Source organism: Microbacterium canaveralium, from assembly GCF_047238045.1.
In the GTDB taxonomy this organism is placed as follows: domain Bacteria; phylum Actinomycetota; class Actinomycetes; order Actinomycetales; family Microbacteriaceae; genus Microbacterium.
This window is the reverse complement of sequence record NZ_JBDFMA010000003.1, coordinates 3,018,563-3,034,986: the sequence shown is the minus strand read 5'-3', so window position 1 is coordinate 3,034,986 and position 16,424 is coordinate 3,018,563. Positions and strand designations below refer to the sequence as shown.

The window sequence follows — 16,424 nt, the reverse complement described above, 5'->3', positions numbered from 1 at the left end:
CGACAGAAAATGACCCCTCACGCGATGGTGACGCGCACCTCGTCCCAGCCGGTCGCGCCGTCGGGGGCGGGGGCGGCGCGGTTCGGCGTCTGGGTCTCGCCGTCGGCGGACGTGGCGCGGCACCGGACGGTGTGGTCGCCCGCGGTGGCGTCCCACGGCAGGCTCCACTGCACCCACGTGTCGGACGAGATCGCCGTCGCGAGCTTCGCGGGTTGCCACGCGCCGTCGTCGATCTGCACCTCGACGCCCGAGACGCCGACGTGGGTCTGCCACGCGACGCCCGCGATGGTCGTGGGCCCCGCGGTCACGCGGGCGCCCGCGCGCGGGACGTCGATCCGGGATGCCAGCTTCACCGGGCCGCGGGCCGACCAGCCGCGCGAGGTCCAGTACCCCTCGGCCACGGCGTACTGGGTCACCTCGAGTTCGGTGACCCACTTGGTGGCCGAGACGTAGCCGTACAGTCCCGGGACGACCATGCGCACCGGGAAGCCGTGCGCGAGGGGCAGCGGCTCGCCGTTCATGCCGATCGCGAGGAGCGCGTCGCGCTCATCGGTCAGGGCCTCCAGCGGCGTCGAGGCGGTGAATCCGTCGATCGAGTGCGACAGCACCATGTCGGCATCCGCCGTCGGACGTGCCCGGGCGAGCACGTCGCGGATCGGGACGCCCAGCCAGCGGGCCGTGCCGATCAGATCGCCGCCGACCTCGTTCGACACACACACGAGGGTGGCGACGATCTCGCGCTGAGGAAGGGCGACGAGGTCGTCCCATCGCAGGACGACCTCTTCCTCGACGAGACCGTGGATGCGAAGCGACCACGTCGTCGGGTCGACCTGCGGAACCACCAGCGCGGTGTCGATGCGGTAGAAGTCCGCCGACGGGGTGATGACGGGGGAGAGGCCCTCGACGCCGAGTTCGGCGGTGGGGGGAACGGGGGTCGTCGTGGACGGGGTCGGCAGACGCAGCGCTGCCCGGACGGCCGTGATCGCGCGCGCCCCGCCACTCGCCGCCGCGGAGCCCACCGCGGCGAGGGCTCCCACCACCACCGCGACGCCGGACAGGATCAAGACGTTCCGGCGGGTGAGACCCGCGTCCGCGGGACCGGCAGCGGGCCGACGCAGGCGCGCAATCAGCATCGCGCCGCCGATCGAGGCCGCAGCCCCGGCGACGATCGAGGGAACGGGCGACAGCAGGTCGGCGTCGGCTCGAGTCATCGACACGATCGCCCCGGCCGCCCCGAGCGCGGCCAGGATCACGCGGCCCCACGGAGCTCGATGCCTCTCGATGATGCCGGCGACGGCAGCGATCGCGAGGAGCAGCACGGCGATGCCCACGAGCAGCGCCGCCTTGTCGTTCGTGCCGAAGAGGCTGATCGCGAGGTCTTTCCCCCACGTCGGCGCGATGTCGATCATCCCGCCGCCGATGACCGCGAACGGGCTCGCGGCGGGTGCGACGATGGCGGCGGTGAGTTCGCCGAGCCCTGCGCCGAGCACGGTGGCCGAGACCGCGGCGAGCGCCGCGAGGAGGTCGGGTGTGCGGGATGCCACGTTCGGAGCATAGGCAGTGCCGCCGACGTGGGTGCCGCGGTATCCGGAACTCACAGCCAACCGGCACGCGTCAGAGACGCGTGAGGGGCACGGGGGTGCCGGGCGCAGGCCTCACACGGTCAGCGCGACCCCGGCCAGTCGCCCCGACTCCTCCCACACGCGTGCGGCCTGGTCCATGTCGCGCAGCGGGCGGTACATCGCGTGGGTCGTCGGGGCACCGCCGAGGTTCATCGGGCCGCCCGGGCCGTACAGCACGTCACTGCGCGGCTCGGGGGTGGTGGCGGCGAGGAGTGCCGGCTGTGCCGCGGATCGGACGGTCCCGAGCAGGATGCCGTGACGCGACATCCAGCGGATGGCGCGCACCCCCGAGGTGTCGGTCGCGCGGCCGATCTCGGGCCGTGCCGCGAGCAGATTCGTCGGCGCGACGCCCGGGTGCGACAGCACGCTCCGCACGCCCCAGCCGGCCTCCTGGCCGCGTCGGTCGAGTTCCCGCGCGAACAGGCCCAGGGCGATCTTCGACGCCGAGTACACGCGCTGCCCGTTGTACGAGCGTTCGGCCTGGAGGTCGTCCCAGTCGATGCGCCCGCTGCGCGCGGCGACGCTCACCTGCGTCACGATCCGCGCTCGCCCGGCAGTGAGCAGCGGAAGGATGCCGCCGACGAGGGCGACGTGTCCGAGGTGGTTCGTGCCGAACTGCAGTTCGAGGCCGTCGGCCGTCGTCTGCCGTGCGGGCGGCGTCATGACACCCGCGTTGTTGATGAGCAGGTGTACGGGACGCCCGTCGGCGCGGAGTGTGTCGGCGAGGGCCGCGACGCTCGCGAGCGAGGACAGGTCGAGATCCTGGAGCTCGAGGCGGGCGCCGGGGACGCGCTCGCGGATCGTCTGGACGGCCCTGTCGCCTTTCGCCCGGTTGCGGACGGGCAGCACGACCTCGGCGCCGGCCGCGGCGAGGCGCTCGGCGATGACGAGGCCCATGCCGTCGCTACCGCCGGTGAGCACGGCCCGGCGGCCGGCGAGGGAGGGAAGGGGGATGTCGGTGTCGGTCACGGTGTCTCCTGGGTCGATGGAGATCCCAGCGTGCGCTCGAACGCATCCCCCGAACCAGGACCCGTCGATCCCCGGCTGAGCAGGACGCTCCTCCGTCCGAGAGGGGGATCGCCGCGTCCTGGCTCCGCGGTGCACGGACGGGTAGACAGGAAGCATGATCGACCGGACGGCCCTCGCGGACTTCCTCCGCACGCGGCGCGAGGCGCTGCAACCCGAGGATGTCGGGATGCCACGAGGCATCCGTCGCCGCACTCCCGGGCTCCGCCGCGAAGAAGCTGCGGCACTGGCGCACATGTCGACCGACTACTACGCCCGGTTGGAGCGAGAGCGAGGGCCGCAGCCGTCGCCGCAGATGCTCGCGGCCATCGCGCAGGGGTTCCATCTCACGCGAGCCGAACGCGACCACCTGTTCCGTCTCGCCGGGCACGTGCCCGACGAGCGATCCGCGGTGGGCGAGCACATCAGCCCGGGGCTGCTCCGGATCCTGGACCGACTCGACGACACCCCCGCCGAGATCATCACCGAACTCGGCGAGACGCTCCGTCAGTCGCCCCTCGGCGTCGCTCTCACCGGAGATGCGTCACTGCGGACGGGCCGCGCGCGGAGCCTCGGATACCGATGGTTCACCGATCCGGCCACGCGTGCACGGTACGCGGCCGAGGAGCACGAGTTCCTCAGTCGGCTCTTCGCCGCGGGCCTGCGCGAGCTGGCGGGTCGCCGCGGCCCCGGGTCGCGCGCGGCCGTCTTCGTCGACGACCTGCTCGAGCGGAGTGCGGAGTTCCGCACCCTGTGGGCCGCGCACGAGGTGGGACTGCAGCCGCGCCAGATGAAGAGGTTCGTCCACCCTGCGGTGGGCCCGCTCGACCTGCACTGCCAGTCGCTCGTCGACCCCGAGACGTCTCACTCGCTGCTGGTCTACACCGCGGTGCCCGGCAGTGAGAGCGCCGAGAAGCTGCGCCTGCTGGCGGTCCTCGGTCCCTCGATTCCCGCCCTGTAACGCGTGAGAGGTCAAAATGTGTCGCTTATGGGGAGCGGGAAGCGACAGATTCTGACCCCTCACGCCCCACGACCGGGGATAGCGTGCAGACATGCCTGAGAACGTGAGGACGGTGCGGCGACCGGCGACCGACGGGGTGCCGCCCTTCGACCTGAGCTACGTGCGCACCGGACCGCGCACGTCGACCCCGACCGTGATCATCCCGGGCGGTCCCGGGCTGGCGTCGGTCCTGCCGTACCGGGGCCTGCGCCGCCGCGCGGCGCGGGGTGGGCTCGACGTCCTCATGGTCGAGCACCGTGGTATCGGGCGCTCCCGCCACGACCTCGCGGGGCACGTCCTCCCGCCCGAGGCGATGCGCATCACCGCCGTCCTCGACGACCTGGCCGCCGTGCTCGACGCGGAGGGAGTGGAGCGGGCGTTCATCGTCGGCTCGTCGTACGGCAGTTATCTCGCGTCGAGCTTCGGGGTCCGGCATCCGGAACGGGTCGCGGGGATGCTGCTGGATTCCGCGCTGCAGTCGACCGACGACCTCGCCCTCGAACGAGCCCGCCTGCGTTCTCTTTTCTGGGATGCCGACGACGACCTGGCCCAGGGAGTGCGCCGCCTGGTCGCCGACGGCATCGACGAGCGCGTCGTGCTCGACGTCGTACGTGCGGCGTACGAACTCGCCGGACCCGACCTCGTCGCGCCCCTCGTGCGGCACCGCCACGGACTGGCGTGGCGCGCGCTCGCCGCTTACGCCTCGCGGGACGGCTCGGTCGCCCGAATCCCCGGCATCTACGAGTTCGATGTCGTGGGGACCATCGCGTTCCGCGAGCTGCACTACGGCGCGCCCGCCGACGGGCTGCCGCTCGACCCGGCTCTCACCTACGCCCCGCTGGCCTCCCGCTACCCGGCGTTCGCGGGAGAACCGTACGACCTGACGGCCGCGGCATCCGGGTTCGACTGGCCTCTCGTGCTGCTCACGGGCGACCGCGACCTGCGCACGCCCCCGGAGATCGCCGAACGCGTCGCCCGGACGGCCCCGGATGCCACGCTCGTCCGTATCCGCAACGGGCACAGTGCGCTGGACACCCACCCGATGGCCTTGCTCAACGCGGCACGGCGTCTGGTCCGCGGGCGGCAGCACCTCCTGCCCGGCGACGAGGCGGCCCTCGACCGGCTGCCGCGGACGGGGCTGTCCGCGTCGTTCCCCGCCCTGCTCCGGCCTCTCGCCCGGCTCGACGCCCTCACGCACCGCCGCGTTCGGCGGCACTGACGCCCGCCCTCGGACCGCGACACTGTCGGGATCGGCCGCCGCTGTCAAAGCCCTCTCCGATCCGGTGCCGAGCGGCGAGACTGACCGCATGAGCGACGCCGTTCATCCCCCGTTCCCCCTCCTCCTTCCCGACGACACCCCCGATCTCGACGACGTCCGCACTGCCCTCGCGGCGGCGGATGCCGTCGACGGGTTCGGCACCGACATCGCCGCCACACTCGCCTGGGCCGTCGACGTCGCCCGACCCCGCTCGGTGGCGGCGACGTGGGAGCTGCTCGCGTCGGTCGCCGCGCGCGACGTCACCGCGGCCCGCGTGCTCGAACCGCACCTCGACGCGCTCGGCATCCTGGACGAGGCCGCCGCGGCCGGCATCCCCCTCGATCTCGATCGCGACGGCACCTGGGGCGTGTTCGCGGCCGAGGGGCCCGGCGTTCGCCTGGAAGCGCGGCAGGATGCCGGAACGTGGACGCTCCACGGGACGAAACTCTGGTGCTCTCTCGCCGCCGACCTCTCGCACGCGCTCGTCACCGCCTGGGTCGACGACGGACGCCGGCAGCTCTTCGCCCTCGACCTGCGCGATCCGGCCGTCACCGCCCGGTCCGGTCCCTGGTACGCGCACGGTCTCGAGCGCGTGGTCAGCGCTCCGATCGACGTCGACGGCGCGGCCGCAGTCCCCGTCGGCGATCCGGGATGGTATCTGCGCCGACCGGGCTTCGCGCACGGGGGCGTGGGAGTCGCGGCGTGCTGGTGGGGCGGGGCGGTGCCGCTGCGCCGGGCGCTCGCCGAGGCCGCGCGCGGCGACCGCGCCGACCAGCTCTCCCGCGTCCACCTCGGCCGGGCTGATACCGCTCTGTGGGCGGCACGCGCCGTGCTCGTCGAGACCGCGACGGTGTTCGACGCCGGCGGGTCGGCATCCCAGAGTCTCCGGGCCGCCCGTGCGCGTTCGGTCGTCGCCGACGCCGTCGAGACGTCGCTCGCCGAGGCCGCGCACGCCCTCGGCCCCTCGCCCCTCGTCGCCGATGAGTCCCATGCCCGGCGCGTGGCCGACCTGCAGCTGTATCTCCGGCAGCATCACGCCGAGCGGGATCTCGCGAGGATCGGCGGCGACGTGGCGACGGGGGACGGCGCATGGTGAGCTTCGACCACCGCGACGCCGGCACCGACGAGCGCGTCTGGACCACGGCCCTCGGGGCCGCTCTCCCCGCCCTCGACCTCAACGTCGATCGCGTGATCGTCGTGGCGGCGCACCCGGATGACGAGAGTCTCGGTGCGGCGGGGCTCCTGGCCACCGTGGCCGCGCGCGGTGTCGCGATCGACCTCATCGTCGTGACCGACGGTGAGGCATCGCACCCCGACTCGCCCACGCACAGCCCGGCCACCCTCGCGCTGCTCCGGCGCCGGGAGCTGGTCGAGGCGGCCCGGATCGTCGGCCTGGGCGACGCTCCCGTCTTCCTCGGCCTCCCCGACGGCGGCACCGGGGAGTACCGGCATGCCGTCGCCGCCGCTCTGCGGGACGCGCTCGATCGGGCCGGCGACGACCGCGTCCTCGTGCTCTCGCCGTGGCGCGGCGACGGACACCATGATCACCGCGTCGTCGGCGAGGTCGTGGAGGCCGTGTGCGCGGTGCGCGGCGTGCGTTCGCGCGCGTTCCCGATCTGGCTCTGGCATTGGGGCGGTCCGGACGACGTCCCGTGGGAGCGCGCCGAGCGTCTCGCGCTCGACCCCGACGCCCGAGAGGCGAAGGCGCGGGCCCTCGCCGCGCACGCGAGTCAGCTCCTGCCGTTGTCGGCCGCCCCCGGCGACGAGGTCCTGCTGCACGCCCGCATGCGCGCGCACTTCGAGCGCGACGCGGAGGTGTTCTTCGCGCCGGAGCCCGCCGCCGGCGCAGAGCCGGATGCCGTCGCCGCCGCGCCCGCAGCCGCCGACAGCGTCGCCCCCGACTACTTCGACGACATGTACGCCCGCCACGACGACCCGTGGGGGTTCGACTCGCGCTGGTACGAGGAGCGCAAGCGCGCCGTCCTGCTCGCCGCACTGCCACGGCGCCGCTACCGCTCGGCGTTCGAGGCCGGGTGCTCCACGGGTGCCGTGACCGTGGCGCTCGCCGACCGGTGCGACCGCGTCCTCGCCGTCGACCTGGCGACCGCGGCGCTCGCGCAGGCGCGCCGACGGCTGGCGGGGCGCGAGAATGTCGAACTGCGCCGGGCGATGCTCCCCGACGGGTGGCCGGGCGGCGAGTTCGACCTGGTCGTCGTGTCGGAGGTGGCCTACTACTGGGGCGACCTCGACCTCGACCGTGGGCTCGCGGCGAGCGTCGGCTCGCTCAGCCCCGACGGCCACCTCGTCGCGTGCCACTGGCGGCATCCGGTGGCCGAGTACCCGCGCAGCGGCGACAGCGTCCACGACGCCCTCGCGTCGCGGCCCGATCTCGTGCGACTCGTCCGCCACGAGGAGGAGGACTTCGTGCTCGAGGTCTTCGGCCGGCCGGGGGCGCGGTCGGTCGCCGCCGAGGCGGGACTCGTTCCGTGAGGGCCGTCGCCGTCGCGATCCCCGCGCACGACGAGGAGGCGCTCATCGGCCGCTGCCTCTCCTCCGTGACGCGCGCGGTGGCGCACGCGCGCGAGCGCGAGCCGGGTCTCGTCGTCTCGGTGGTCGTCGTGCTCGACGCGTGCCGCGACACCACCGCCGAAGTGGCGCGGCGGTGGCCGGTCGCGACGGTCGAGATCTCGGCTCGCCGGGTCGGTACCGCGCGCCGGATCGGCGTCGCGCACGCGCTGTCCGCGCTCGACGCCCGCCCCGAAGACACCTGGATCGCGATGACGGATGCCGACACCGTCGTGCCGCTCGACTGGATCACGCATCAGCTCGACCTGGCGGATGCCGGTGCCGACCTGGTCCTCGGGACGGTCCGCCCCGACTTCGCCGACCTCAGTGCGCGTCACAGCGCCTACTGGCGTGCGACGCATCACCGTGGCCGGCCGGCCGGGAACGTGCACGGGGCCAACCTCGGCGTGCGCGCGAGCGTCTACCTCGCGGCGGGCGGCATCCCGGATCTCGACGAGCACGAAGACGTCGCGCTCGTGCGAGCCGCGCGTGCGATCGGCGCCCGCGAGCTCGCGAGCGACGTCCACGAGGTCGAGACGTCGGGCCGCTTCACGGGGCGTACCCCGGCCGGCTATGCCGCGTTCCTGCGGCAGGTGCACGCCTGGATCGACGCTCCGCCGCCGCTCCCGGCGCCCGGAGCCTGAGACCCCTGGGGGTATTGCGGCCATTCGTCAACCACCTCGGTTGCGCGCAGCCCCGACCGCACACTGAGACCTCCCCCGGAACGAGAGAGGCCGCACCATGAAGGCATTGACCTGGCAAGGCAAGCGCAACGTGAGCGTCGAGGAGGTCCCCGACCCGCAGATCCTCGAACCGACGGATGCGATCGTGAAGATCACCTCGACGGCGATCTGCGGCTCCGACCTGCACCTGTACGAACTCTTCGGTCCGTTCCTCGACCGGGGCGATGTGCTCGGGCACGAGCCCATGGGCGTCGTCGTCGAGGTGGGCTCCGCCGTGACGACCCTGTCGGTCGGCGACCGTGTCGTCGTGCCCTTCAACATCTCGTGCGGACACTGCTTCATGTGCCTGCGCGGACTGCAGTCGCAGTGCGAGACCACGCAGGTGCGCGAGTACAACAGCGGCGCGTCGCTGTTCGGTTTCACCAAGCTCTACGGCCAGGTGCCCGGCGGCCAGGCGGAATACCTCCGCGTCCCGCTGGCCGACTACAACCACATCCGCGTCGGCGACGATCTGCCCGACGACCGGTACCTGTTCCTCAGCGACATCGTGCCGACGGCGTGGCAGGGCGTGCAGTACGCCAACGTGCCCGACGGCGGCACGCTCGCGGTCATGGGCCTCGGCCCCGTGGGGCAGTTCGTGTCACGCATCGGCGTGCACCTCGGGTACCGCGTTCTCGCCATCGAGCCGGTGGCAGAGCGGCGCGCGATGGCCGAGCGCCACGGGGTGCAGACCTTCGACCTCACCGACACGGTGGTCGACGAGCTGCGCGACCTCACCGAGGGTCGCGGCGTCGACGGCGCCGTCGACGCGGTGGGCATGGAGGCGCACGGTAACCCCGGGGTCACCTTCGCCCAGAACGCCATCGGACTGCTGCCCGACGCGATCGCCCAGAAGCTCATGGACACCGCGGGCCTGGACCGGCTCGCGGCGATGCACGCGGCGATCGACGTCGTCCGCCGCGGCGGCACGGTCTCGCTCAGCGGCGTGTACGCCGGCGATGCGGACGTCCTCCCCATGAAGACGATGTTCGACAAGCAGATCAGCATGCGCATGGGCCAGTGCAACGTGAAGCGGTGGACCGACGACCTGCTGCCGCTCGTCGAGGATCCCGCCGACCCGCTCGGCGTCATGGACCTCGTGACGCACCACGCTCCGCTCGAGGACGCCCCCGGCCTCTACGAGACCTTCCAGAAGAAGGAAGACGGCTGCATCAAGGTGGTCCTGCGCCCCTGACTTGTCGCGTGAGGGGTCGATATTCGTCGCCGAGCGGATCGCCAGGCGACAGTTCCTGACCCCTCACGCGGTCAGGCGCGGCCGGAGTGCACGGCCTCCAGAGCGGCGGCGTCCGCCGCGCTCATGCCCGCGATCGGCTCGCCGTTCCAGACGATGTCGTCGCCGAGCGCGGCCAGCACCTCCTTGCGGTCGCCGTGCGAGATCTTCGCGCCGTGGACGATCGTCGCGGGACTCCACAGCATCGCGGCGTCGTCCCACCATCCGGCGCCCACGTCGCGCACGTGGATCAGATCGTGCAGCGTCGTGGGGAGGTGCTTCAGCGGCTCGGTGAACGCGTCGGCGAGGACGGCGAGCGTGATCTGCCGCTCGGTGCCGGGTACGGCGACGACCGTGTGGTCGACGGCTCCCTCGATCGCGCGGGAGACGTCGTCGGCCTCGAGCAGGATGACGCCGTTCGTGGGCCGCGGATTGCACTCGATGATCTTGTAGTCGGGAGCGCCGTCGGTGCCGTGGTCGACGAAGTCGAACGAGATCTGCCCGGTGAACGTCGGGTCGAGGGTATCGATGATCCGCTGCGTGTACCGCAGCGTGTCCGTGCTGTCGACGGCGACGAACGCGATCGCGGTGCTGTGGGCCCATTGCTCCGCGGCCTTGTAGGTCGTGTGCGCGGTGACGCGGCCGTCGACGACGACGCTGTAGGTGCACACCATCGGTCCGTCGACGAACGGCTGCACGAGCCACGGCTGCTCCGGCGTGGGCACGCAGTCCTCGATCGGCACCTTGCCGGCCAGGGGGCCGGTGTTCGTCAGCAGCCCGACCCCGCCGCGGGAGAACGCCGCTCGCGCGAAGTACCGGGGGAAGCCGTCGATCGCCGTGCGCAGCTCCGCGGGCGAGGTCACCACGACCGTCTCGGGGATGGGGACATCGGCATCCTGGGCGAGGCGCTGGAAGCTCGCCTTGTCGTGCAGGCGGGCGAGGTCGGAGAAGCTCCCCGCGTAAAGCTCGACGCCCTCGGGGAGGTCCGCGACGCGCGCGGCGAGATAGAAGACCTCCTCGAAGGTGGGGAGGATCACGTCGATGTCGTGCTCCCGCACGTAGGCGCTCACCGTCTCGATGTAGGCATCCGTCTCGAACCGGGGTGACGGGGTCACCAGGTGCCCCGCGAGGAATCGCGAGTGGTTGCCGACGGCGCCGTCGTAGGTGTCGCTCGCGAACACCGTGTGACCGACGCTGCCGAGCTTGCGGACGAGGTCGAGGGCGAACGTGTTCCGGGAACTGGTGACGAGCACGCGCATGGATGCACCTTTGATCGAGGCGGCGGATGTCGCGCCAGCCTAGCCAGGACGACAGCCGCGCGGGGGAAACCTGTCCGCAACACGACGCTGAGTAGAGTCATGGCATGGGTGACCTGTTCGACGGTTACGGCTCCACGTTGGCGCCGCGCAAGACCGTATCCGGCATCCCGGCGTACGACGAGATGTTCGGTGCCCCGGCCACTCCGGGAGACACGGCGCCCTCGCGCGAGGCGTATCGGGAGCTGTACCAGACGCTGGCGCAGATGACGCAGGAGGAACTGCGCGGGCGCACCGACTCGCTCGCGAGCTCCTACCTCGCCCAGGGTGTGACGTTCGACTTCGCAGGCGAAGAGCGTCCGTTCCCCTTGGATGCCGTGCCCCGGGTCATCGCGTACGACGAGTGGTCGCGCATCGAGGCCGGTGTGAAGCAGCGGGTGCGAGCCCTGGAGGCCTTCCTCGACGACGCCTACGGCAACCAGCACTGCGTGCGGGACGGCGTTCTTCCGGCGGGCCTGATCGCGTCGTCGCAGTACTTCTACCGCCAGGCCGCCGGTATCCGCAGCGCCAACGGCGTGCGCATCCAGGTGTCGGGCATCGACCTCATCCGCGACGAGCACGGCGAGATGCGGGTGCTGGAAGACAACGTGCGCGTGCCCTCGGGTGTGTCGTACGTCATCTCGAACCGCCGGGTCATGGCGCAGACCCTGCCGGAGCTCTTCGTCTCCATGCGGGTCCGACCGGTCGGCGACTACCCGAACAAGCTGCTCGCGGCGCTGCGCGCGTCGGCCCCGCCCGGCATCGACGACCCGAACATCGTCGTGCTCACGCCGGGTGTCTACAACTCGGCGTACTACGAGCACACGCTGCTCGCGCGCCTCATGGGCGTCGAGCTCGTCGAGGGCCGCGATCTGCTGTGCGTCGGCGGCAAGGTGTTCATGCGCACGACGCGCGGTCCGCAGCGCGTCGACGTCATCTACCGCCGCGTCGACGACGACTTCCTCGACCCGCTGCAGTTCCGCGCCGACTCGATGCTCGGTGCCCCGGGCCTCATGCTGGCGGCGCGCCTGGGCAACGTCACCATCGCCAACGCCGTGGGCAACGGCGTCGCCGACGACAAGCTGCTGTACACGTACGTGCCCGACCTCATCCGGTACTACCTCTCCGAGGAACCGATTCTGAAGAACGTCGACACATGGCGTCTCGAGGATCCGGGTGCCCTCGAAGAGGTGCTCGACCGTCTTCCCGAACTCGTCGTGAAGCCCGTCGACGGTTCGGGCGGGAAGGGCCTTGTCGTCGGCCCCGACGCCTCGCCGGCGGAGCTCGAGAAGCTGCGGAAGCGGCTGCTGGCCGACCCCCGCGGGTGGATCGCGCAGCCGGTCGTCATGCTCTCGACCATCCCGACGCTGGTAGAGGACGGCATGCGTCCGCGCCACGCCGACCTGCGCCCGTTCGCCGTCAACGACGGTGACGACATCTGGGTGCTCCCCGGCGGTCTGACGCGCGTGGCGCTCCCCGAGGGTCAGCTCGTCGTGAACTCCAGCCAGGGCGGCGGCTCGAAGGACACGTGGATCGTGGGCGGTTCCGCGCCCTCGCACGTCGAGTACGGCCAGGGCAACGGCGTGTCCGGTCTCGTCGCCGACCAGGCGGCCGTGACCGAGGCGATCCCCATCGTCTACGACGGCCAGCCCGCGCCGGCCACGGCCCCGCGCGACCTGCGCGCCGACCGCGACCAGCAGGAGCAGCAGCAGCAGGCCGACGCCGGTGTCGAGCACGGCCCGCAGGCCGAGCAGCAGCAACAGCAGCAGCAGACCGGGGAGGTGTCGTCGTGCTGAGCCGTATCGCCGAGTCGTTGTTCTGGATCGGTCGCTACATCGAGCGGTCCGACGGCACCGCGCGCATCCTCGACGTGCACCTGCAGCTTCTGCTGGAGGACCCGTGGATCGATGAGGACACCGCCTGCCGGTCGCTCCTGAGCGTCATGGGATCGCCCTTCCCCGAGAACGTCGACACCGTCCGCCGAGAAGACGTGCTCGCTCGTCTCGCCGTCGACCGCATGAACCCGTCGAGCATCGCGTACTCGATCACGGCGGCGCGTGAGAACGCCCGCCGTGCACGGGAGATCGTCTCCACCGAGCTGTGGGAGATCCTCAACATGACGAACTCCCGGATGCCGCGACGCCTGCAGACCGACAAGGTGCACGAGTTCTTCCAGTGGGTGCGCGAGCGCGCGGCCCTGGCGATCGGCATCGTCGACTCGTCCACCAACCGCGACGAGGCGTGGCAGTTCTTCACCCTCGGGCGCAGCATCGAGCGCGCGGACATGACGGCGCGCCTGCTGGCGACGCGATCGCTCACCGAGGTGTCGGGCCCGTCCTGGACGACCATCCTCCGTTCCTGCGGTGCGTACGAGGCCTACCTGCGCACCTACCGCGGGATGCCGAGTGCCCGCAACGCCGCGGAGTTCCTTCTCCTGGACCGACTGTTTCCGCGGTCGATCATCTACTCGATCCAGCGCGCCGAGGACTGCATGAGCGCCATCGACCCCCGCGCCGACCGCGTCGGCCACTCCAACACGGTGCTGCGGGCCCTGGGGCAGATCCGCAACGATCTGGAGTACCGCCCCATCAGCGACATCCTCGCCGAACTCCCCGAGCACATGCAGCGCGTGCAAACGGTGACCCGCGAGGCATCCGAGGCCATCCGGTCGCGGTTCTTCCCGACGCAGGCCGAGCCCGCGTGGATCGGAGAGATCTCGTGAAGCGCCTGCGCATCGAACACCAGACCGGGTTCGCCTACCCGGGCGACGTCGTGGCCTCGTACAACGAGGCGCGGATGCTGCCCGGCTCGACCGACAGCCAGTTCGTGCTGAGCTCGTCGCTCGACATCGAGCCGTCGACCTCGGTGAACCAGTACGTCGACTACTTCGGCACGCGGGTGGCGGCATTCGACGTGCTCTCGCCGCACGCGGCGTTGACGATCACGGCGCGATCGCTCGTCGAGGTGCGGCCGCGTCCCATCGAGCACGCCGACATCACGTGGGACACCCTGCGCGACGAGGCGGCCCGCTCGATCACGACGGTCGAGCAGTTGGTGCAGACGCGGCGCACGGCCCCCCACCCCGAGGTGGTCGCGCTGGCGCGCGAGATCGCGGCGCAGCACGACCGACCCGGACCCGCGGCTCACGCGATCGCCGAAGCCGTGGGCGACGCCATCGAGTACATGCAGGGCGTCACCGGCGTGCACTCCACCGCGGTCGACGCGTGGGAGGCCCGCAAGGGCGTGTGCCAGGACATCGCGCACATCACCCTCGGTGCCCTACGCGAAGTCGGCATCCCCGCCCGCTACGTGTCGGGATACCTGCACCCTAAGCCGTCCGCCGAGATCGGCGAGGCCGTGACGGGGGAGTCGCACGCGTGGGTCGAGTGGTTCGCCGGCGACTGGCAGGGCTTCGACCCGACGAACAACATCGAGATCGGCGACCGCCACGTGCTCGTGGGGCGCGGGCGTGACTACAACGACGTTCCGCCGCTACGCGGGGTCTACGCCGGTCCCGGCAAGAGTCAGCTCAAGGTGAAGGTGACGATCACCCGCGAGACCTGAGCCTCAGGCGTCGGCGGCGCGGCCCAGCAGTCGGTGGATCTCGCGGTGCAGGTCGACGAGGCTGTGGGTCTCGCCGCGATCGTGACGGCGGGCCCACTCGTCGAGGGTGGTGCGCATCTCCAGACCCGTGAGGCCGGCGGCCGTGCGGACGTCGAGGTCGGGACGCCCGGTGCGCTCGGCGATCCCGGGGATGAAGCGGTCGGATGACGTGACCTCGCGCCGGATCGCGGTGCCCAGGAGCGCCGGTTCGTGGCCGATGAGACGGCGCACCCGCAGGAACCGCTCGCGCGCCTCGGGATCGGCATCCAGCCTCTCCAGCTCCCGGGCGAAGACGCCGCGGAGCGCGGCGGTCAGGGTGGCGATGTCGTCACCGGGTTCGCCCACTCCCGCGATCGCCTCGACGAACCTGTCGTCGTCGACGAACACCGCGTCTTCCTTCGTCCCGGCGAGGCGGAAGAACGTGCGGGGTGATACCCCGGCGCGGGCGGCGATCTCGTCGACCGTCGTGCCGGCGACGCCCTTCTGCTCGAAAAGGTCGAGGGCGGCGGTGCAGATCTCCATCGCGGTCTCCCGTCGCCGACGATCCCGCAGGCCGGGGGCGGAGGGGGTGCTCATGTCCGATACAGTAGTCGATGTCTTATTGGCAGTAACTGCCAACTTGTCTTCTTCTGCTCAGATTGGTCACCCATGGTCGCCACCGGAACCATCCCCACCGCCGCCCCGCCCGCGAAGCCCGTCCGACCGGGCGCCGTCATCGCCCTTCTCGTGGTCGCCGCTTTCGTCGTCATCCTGAACGAGACGATCATGGGCGTGGCTCTTCCCGAGCTCATGCGCGAGCTGGACATCACCGCCGCCACCGCCCAGTGGCTCACCACCGCGTTCCTGCTGACGATGGCCGTCGTCATCCCGACGACCGGCTTCCTCATCCAGCGGTTCCCGCTGCGCACGCTGTTCTTCATCGCGATGGGGCTGTTCACTCTCGGTACCGTCATCGCCGCGATCGCCCCCGGCTTCGGCGTGCTGTTGATCGGTCGCATCGTGCAGGCCTCCGGCACGGCGATCATGATCCCGCTGCTGTTCACGACCGTGCTCAACGTCGTGCCCGCGAACCGTCGTGGACGCATGATGGGGCTCATCTCGATCGTCATCTCGGTCGCACCCGCCGTGGGTCCGACGGTGTCGGGGCTCATCCTGTCGGTGTTCCCGTGGCGCGCGATGTTCATCGTCATGGTGCCGATCGCCCTGGTCGCGATCGCCCTCGGTGCGCGCTGGGTGCAGAACCTCACCGCCACCCGCCGCGTGACCCTCGACGTCCTCTCGGTCGTGCTCTCTGCGCTTGCGTTCGGCGGCATCATCTTCGGCCTCTCGAGCATCGGCGAAGCCGCCGGCGGACACGCGATCGTGCCGGTGTGGGTCCCGCTCGTCGTCGGTGCCATCGCGCTCGCCGCGTTCGTCGTGCGCCAGCTGCGTCTGGGCTCGACCGACCGCGTGCTGTTGAATCTCGCCGTGTTCCGTCACTCGACGTTCACGGTAGCCGTCGTGCTCGTCGTCGTGACGATGACGATGCTGTTCGGCGTGCTCATCCTGCTGCCGCTGTACCTGCAGAACGTGTTGGGCCTGGGGACGCTCCCCACCGGTCTGATGCTGCTGCCGGGCGGGCTGTTGATGGGCCTCATGGCCCCGATCGTGGGCAATCTCTTCGATCGCTTCGGCGCGCGCCCGCTCGTCCTGCCCGGCGCCATCGTGGCGAGCGTCGCGCTGTGGGGCTTCTCGATGCTGTCGACGGCGAGCCCGATCGGCTTCGTCATCGCCGTGCACTGCGTGCTGAGCCTGGGCCTGGCGTTCATGTTCACCCCGCTGATGACCTCGGCGCTCGGCTCGCTGCCGCGCGAGCTGTACCCGCACGGGTCGGCGATCGTGTCGACCGTGCAGCAGTTGGCGGGTGCCGCGGGCACCGCGGTCTTCGTCACGCTGATGACCGTGGGTGCCGCTGCGGCTGCGTCCGAGGGCAGCGACATCGTGGATGCCACCGCCAGTGGCATCCACACCGCCTTCTTCGTCGCGGCGTGCCTGTCGCTCGCCGTGATCGTGCTCGCGGCGTTCGTGCGGACGCCGACGCCCGCCGACGCCACGGGGGTGCCGGTCGGGCACTGACCTCAGGC

The 16,424-nt window shown here is 71.5% G+C and carries 14 protein-coding genes; 10 read left to right on the top strand and 4 right to left on the bottom strand.

What is annotated here, in order from left to right:
* Positions 1-17 precede the first annotated feature (17 nt).
* Positions 18-1,544, bottom strand: a complete 1,527-nt coding sequence (locus ABC271_RS15425) for a molybdopterin-dependent oxidoreductase (RefSeq protein ID WP_412925717.1) — start codon at positions 1,542-1,544, stop codon at positions 18-20.
* Positions 1,545-1,655: 111 nt separating this feature from the next.
* Positions 1,656-2,591: an SDR family oxidoreductase gene (locus ABC271_RS15420; protein WP_412925716.1), complete on the bottom strand. Its 936-nt coding sequence runs from the start codon at positions 2,589-2,591 to the stop codon at positions 1,656-1,658.
* A 154-nt stretch (positions 2,592-2,745) separates the two neighbouring features.
* On the opposite strand from ABC271_RS15420, the gene ABC271_RS15415 reads away from it, so the two are divergent.
* The 6 genes from ABC271_RS15415 (at position 2,746) to ABC271_RS15390 (ending at position 9,367) form a co-directional block, all read left to right on the top strand.
* Positions 2,746-3,588, top strand: a complete 843-nt coding sequence (locus ABC271_RS15415; protein WP_412925715.1) for a helix-turn-helix transcriptional regulator — start codon at positions 2,746-2,748, stop codon at positions 3,586-3,588.
* 91 nt (positions 3,589-3,679) lie between these two features.
* Positions 3,680-4,846, top strand: coding sequence for an alpha/beta fold hydrolase (locus tag ABC271_RS15410; protein WP_412925714.1), 1,167 nt, complete (start codon positions 3,680-3,682; stop codon positions 4,844-4,846).
* An 88-nt stretch (positions 4,847-4,934) separates the two neighbouring features.
* Positions 4,935-5,981 (top strand): acyl-CoA dehydrogenase family protein, encoded by a 1,047-nt coding sequence (locus tag ABC271_RS15405; RefSeq protein ID WP_412925713.1) that lies wholly within the window; start codon positions 4,935-4,937, stop codon positions 5,979-5,981.
* Complete coding sequence (locus tag ABC271_RS15400) at positions 5,975-7,375, top strand: PIG-L family deacetylase (RefSeq protein WP_412925712.1); 1,401 nt, start codon at positions 5,975-5,977, stop codon at positions 7,373-7,375. Before ABC271_RS15405 ends, ABC271_RS15400 begins: the two co-directional genes overlap by 7 nt.
* Complete coding sequence (locus ABC271_RS15395; RefSeq protein WP_412925711.1) at positions 7,372-8,094, top strand: glycosyltransferase family 2 protein; 723 nt, start codon at positions 7,372-7,374, stop codon at positions 8,092-8,094. The genes ABC271_RS15400 and ABC271_RS15395 overlap by 4 nt, the downstream gene beginning before the upstream one ends.
* 97 nt (positions 8,095-8,191) lie before the next feature.
* Positions 8,192-9,367, top strand: a complete 1,176-nt coding sequence (locus tag ABC271_RS15390) for a zinc-dependent alcohol dehydrogenase (protein WP_412925710.1) — start codon at positions 8,192-8,194, stop codon at positions 9,365-9,367.
* 71 nt (positions 9,368-9,438) lie between these two features.
* Here the strand turns inward: ABC271_RS15390 and ABC271_RS15385 are convergent, their stop codons facing one another.
* Positions 9,439-10,662: an ATP-grasp domain-containing protein gene (locus ABC271_RS15385; RefSeq protein WP_412925709.1), complete on the bottom strand. Its 1,224-nt coding sequence runs from the start codon at positions 10,660-10,662 to the stop codon at positions 9,439-9,441.
* 104 nt (positions 10,663-10,766) lie between these two features.
* Here ABC271_RS15385 and ABC271_RS15380 point away from each other — a divergent pair, with 104 nt between their 5' ends.
* The 3 genes from ABC271_RS15380 to ABC271_RS15370 are packed head-to-tail and all read left to right on the top strand — an operon-like array spanning position 10,767 to position 14,262.
* Complete coding sequence (locus ABC271_RS15380) at positions 10,767-12,494, top strand: circularly permuted type 2 ATP-grasp protein (protein ID WP_412925708.1); 1,728 nt, start codon at positions 10,767-10,769, stop codon at positions 12,492-12,494.
* Entirely contained in the window at positions 12,488-13,420 is a 933-nt protein-coding gene (locus ABC271_RS15375; RefSeq protein WP_412925707.1) for an alpha-E domain-containing protein, read from the top strand. Before ABC271_RS15380 ends, ABC271_RS15375 begins: the two co-directional genes overlap by 7 nt.
* Positions 13,417-14,262 carry a transglutaminase family protein gene (locus ABC271_RS15370; protein ID WP_412925706.1) on the top strand — a complete coding sequence of 282 codons (846 nt, stop codon included), beginning with the start codon at positions 13,417-13,419 and terminating at the stop codon, positions 14,260-14,262. Before ABC271_RS15375 ends, ABC271_RS15370 begins: the two co-directional genes overlap by 4 nt.
* A 3-nt stretch (positions 14,263-14,265) precedes the next feature.
* Here ABC271_RS15370 and ABC271_RS15365 read toward each other — a convergent pair whose 3' ends face one another.
* Entirely contained in the window at positions 14,266-14,877 is a 612-nt protein-coding gene (locus tag ABC271_RS15365) for a TetR/AcrR family transcriptional regulator (RefSeq protein WP_412925705.1), read from the bottom strand.
* A gap of 72 nt (positions 14,878-14,949) precedes the next feature.
* Here ABC271_RS15365 and ABC271_RS15360 point away from each other — a divergent pair, with 72 nt between their 5' ends.
* Positions 14,950-16,416: an MDR family MFS transporter gene (locus tag ABC271_RS15360; protein ID WP_412925704.1), complete on the top strand. Its 1,467-nt coding sequence runs from the start codon at positions 14,950-14,952 to the stop codon at positions 16,414-16,416.
* The last annotated feature ends 8 nt before the right edge of the window (positions 16,417-16,424 follow it).